We start from the raw sequence: 3,307 nt of genomic DNA, 5'->3' as shown, positions 1-3,307 counted from the left end.
ATGGTGAGCTTCCAATGTGAAGAAGTATCATATGGCTTTCTTCGTCAGTACATCTGACTGATGAAGATACGCCCTACATAATTTGAAAAAAACAGAGTAAGGCTGATAATAACGTGTGAAGGAGAAAACTTATCATAGGTACCTAAACTCCTATTTGATGTTGAAAATAAAAAGTGTTCTACTTTCTCCATAAACCTCCAAAGCTATATTAAAATGTTGATAAGAGATTATTAACTGAGAGGAAAGAGGGGCTTAAATTGAAATTAGAAATTGAGCAATGGATATCGAATCAAAATTTTTCAGGGGATGTAAATACGTTATTTCAAGAATCAATAATCTGTTATAAAAATGCCGCTTACAGAAGTGCCTTTCTTATGTCGTATATGGGTTTTTTACTAACAATTAAAGAAAGGGTGTTACAAGGCAACTATTCAGATTACCCTGATAGTTCTAAATGGACAAACAGTATAAAAAACTTGCGTAACGAAGATAAATGGGAAGCTGAAGTAAATAATATGCTATCCCAAAAAGATAAAGAAACTCAAAAAAATAAATACTTTCTTATATCTGAAAATATTATGGAGGACATAAAATATTTTCGAAGAAGGAGAAATGATTGTGCTCATGCCAAGACTGTAATGATTGACCATAGTCATGTAGAGAATCTTTGGAATTTTATGCAGTCGCACCTCTCGAAAATTGTCTTATTAGGAGGAGCACAATCACTATTAAACGAAATCGAAGAGCATTTTGATCCTACCTTTACAAGTCCTGAAACTTCATATGATAGTTTGATTTATCGGATTACACATTCTGTCGAAAAGGAAGAGATTAAAGATTTCCTATTTCAACTTCAAAGTAAAATTGATTTCTTAGAAGGTCGTGGATTAAAATACGATAAAATAGTTAGATTTTGGATAGACTTACTTGTAAAAGGGAACGATCAATTAAAGTCTGATTTGATAGAGTATTTATCAGGAAATGAACAAAATTTCACTATTTATATGTCTCATTATCCCCAAGCACTGACTTACGTTTCAAAAGACTCTAGCATTTTTAGAAGGTTGTGGACAACTGTAATATTTAAAGAAATGAACCATTACAATTTAAAGCCCTGGGAATTAATAATCTATCTTATTAAAAATAATCATATCCCAAAATCGGAAAGTGATAAGTTTTATAAAAACCTGTATAAAGAGTTAAATGAATTTAATTTACCTTCAGATGAAGTTAGTAAAATACTGAAGGAAAATGGTTTTTTTGAAAGTTTAAATTCTCAATTTATTCAAGATCTAAATAGCTATACCTATATTAAATTTAATAATAATTCGAGTAAAATTATTTGGTTTATTACTCATACTATCTTAGATTATAGTCTTGCAAAAGCAATAAATAGACCGTACAACCGTACATATGAATACGGTGCATTTAATGAAATGCTCACTCAATACATGATAAGTAATCCTGATTTTAAATCTCAAATGAAACGGTTATTCGAACTAGAAGGGGAAATAAAGAATTTACACCAAATCTTTACCTGAAATAGATTTAAATGTTAGGAGGGATGATTTGAATACAACAGTGACATATCTTGAAGAGTTCAGAGACTCTTTAGTTAAAGTAGTAAACTATTATTGGGAACAACGATTTTTAGATTCATATAATGTGAAAGAATCGAATAAAATATTGCACCCAATTGAATACAAAGAAGCAAGAAGAATGTTGTTGCTTTTTTATAAAAAAAATAATCTTACTGTTCCTTTAATGTTTAGTAAAAACAGAGAACTTATAGACTTTTTAGAGTTTTATATGATTGAACTTATGGACAATACCATGGAAGTTAAAGATATCAGAGAACAATTAAACTATGTTATTGATGAGATCGAATCAGAAAATATTTTATTGCAGATTATTTTTGTACAAGCAGAATTGCCAGATGTGTTAACTCATGATTATATCTTGACTGAAATTAGAAGAGGCGAGCAACGAATCGAACAAAATGATTATGCTGGAGCAATTACCTCTTCTAAAACTTTAGTAGAGTCCGTTATTAAAGAACTTTTGATGAAGTTTGAACCTGAAAATAAAGAGCAAATTGATAACTATGATTTACTCAAGCTATACAAGAGGCTTAAAAAACACTTGAATATGGATAAAGTTGAGATTAAGAGTGGTGTTGCAAGCGAAGGAGAATCGGCATCAAAAAAATATGAAGAAAGCCTCAATCAAATTCTCAGAGGATTCAACAGTGTTATTCAGGGTCTTGCTGAGATAAGAAATTTATCTGGAGACTCACATCTTCCTACAGTAAAAGCTTCAAGGCATCATGCGGTGATGGCAGTGAATTCTTCTATCACTATTTGTAACTTCTTATTCCACACTTATAAGTATCAACAAGAAGCAAAACAAAAAATCACATAGTATGTCTGTTTTCACTCTCCTGAAAAATGATGGAGAGTTTTTTTGTTTTTTGATTTACATATTAGAAACAATCGATATAACGGGAGGGAAGTTAATAAAATGCGAAAGAGGTTCAGAGAAATGGATAACTTTTTAGAATCAAAGAGCTTAGACTTAATGATGGAAAAATGCATGGATTTTGCAGCGCAAGGAATTGCAACGTTCGCGAAAGTTGATACTGAAATTAATCCAAATGAAATAGTTGGATCATGTGTACAAAGCGATATTCTCGAATATTCTGCTAAACTACCAAGATTAATTGAAAAAGAGGTAGAATCAAAGTCCTATAGAAAAAAATTATTTTACGATTTTTTTTACTTGAAGATGAAGATGGATATTATCATATAGATGGAGAAGAAAATGGCGAGGGGATGGTGTACAAATACTTAAAAGAAATTGGTGAAGTGGAACAAGTAACCGCGATTGTTATTAGACCTGTAAGTCCTGAGTCCTTGAAAGATGAGTTTAATTCTGATTTATTAAATTACAGACCATTAATCATGACAGAAGAAGTTATGATGGCTGCAGGTCAATGTGCAAATGAAGAATGGGTTAAACAAACAATCAAACAAAATCATAAAATTTGAATTTTATTTCTTCTATATATAGGGTCCGAACTAAATAAGTTATTTAAGAAGTTATTTAATTTTCTATTTAAGAAATTAGATAACTTCTTATTTAATTGAAGAAATGATTGAAGATATTAAATAAGAAAATCAATAAATCGAACAGAAAGGTGCAAATATTGTGTTTCCAAGTAAAGAAAGTCTCGAACAATATCTTAAAGAGAAAATGACAAATGAGGATATTGCAAAAATATATGGATTGTCGTTTCAGAAAGTAATTG

The 3,307-nt window shown here is 30.3% G+C and carries 4 protein-coding genes; all 4 read left to right on the top strand.

From position 1 onward, the window contains the following. Nucleotides 1–257 precede the first annotated feature (257 nt). The 4 genes from ACK4M9_RS22670 (at nt 258) to ACK4M9_RS22655 (ending at nt 3,047) form a co-directional block, all read left to right on the top strand. Nucleotides 258–1,541 carry a hypothetical protein gene (locus ACK4M9_RS22670; protein WP_409855051.1) on the top strand — a complete coding sequence of 428 codons (1,284 nt, stop codon included), beginning with the start codon at nt 258–260 and terminating at the stop codon, nt 1,539–1,541. A 28-nt stretch (nt 1,542–1,569) separates the two neighbouring features. Further along, nucleotides 1,570–2,421, top strand: coding sequence for an abortive infection family protein (locus tag ACK4M9_RS22665; protein WP_409855050.1), 852 nt, complete (start codon nt 1,570–1,572; stop codon nt 2,419–2,421). A gap of 120 nt (nt 2,422–2,541) precedes the next feature. After that, the gene (locus ACK4M9_RS22660; RefSeq protein ID WP_409855049.1) at nt 2,542–2,808 is read left to right on the top strand and encodes a hypothetical protein; all 267 of its coding nucleotides are present in this window, start codon (nt 2,542–2,544) and stop codon (nt 2,806–2,808) included. A gap of 26 nt (nt 2,809–2,834) precedes the next feature. Then, a complete protein-coding gene (locus tag ACK4M9_RS22655) occupies nt 2,835–3,047 on the top strand; it encodes a hypothetical protein (RefSeq protein ID WP_409855048.1) in 213 nt (70 codons plus the stop codon). The last annotated feature ends 260 nt before the right edge of the window (nt 3,048–3,307 follow it).

This window comes from Anaerobacillus sp. (assembly GCF_046314235.1).
In the GTDB taxonomy this organism is placed as follows: Bacteria; Bacillota; Bacilli; order Bacillales; family Anaerobacillaceae; genus Anaerobacillus.
This window is presented reverse-complemented; position numbering and strand designations above follow the sequence as displayed.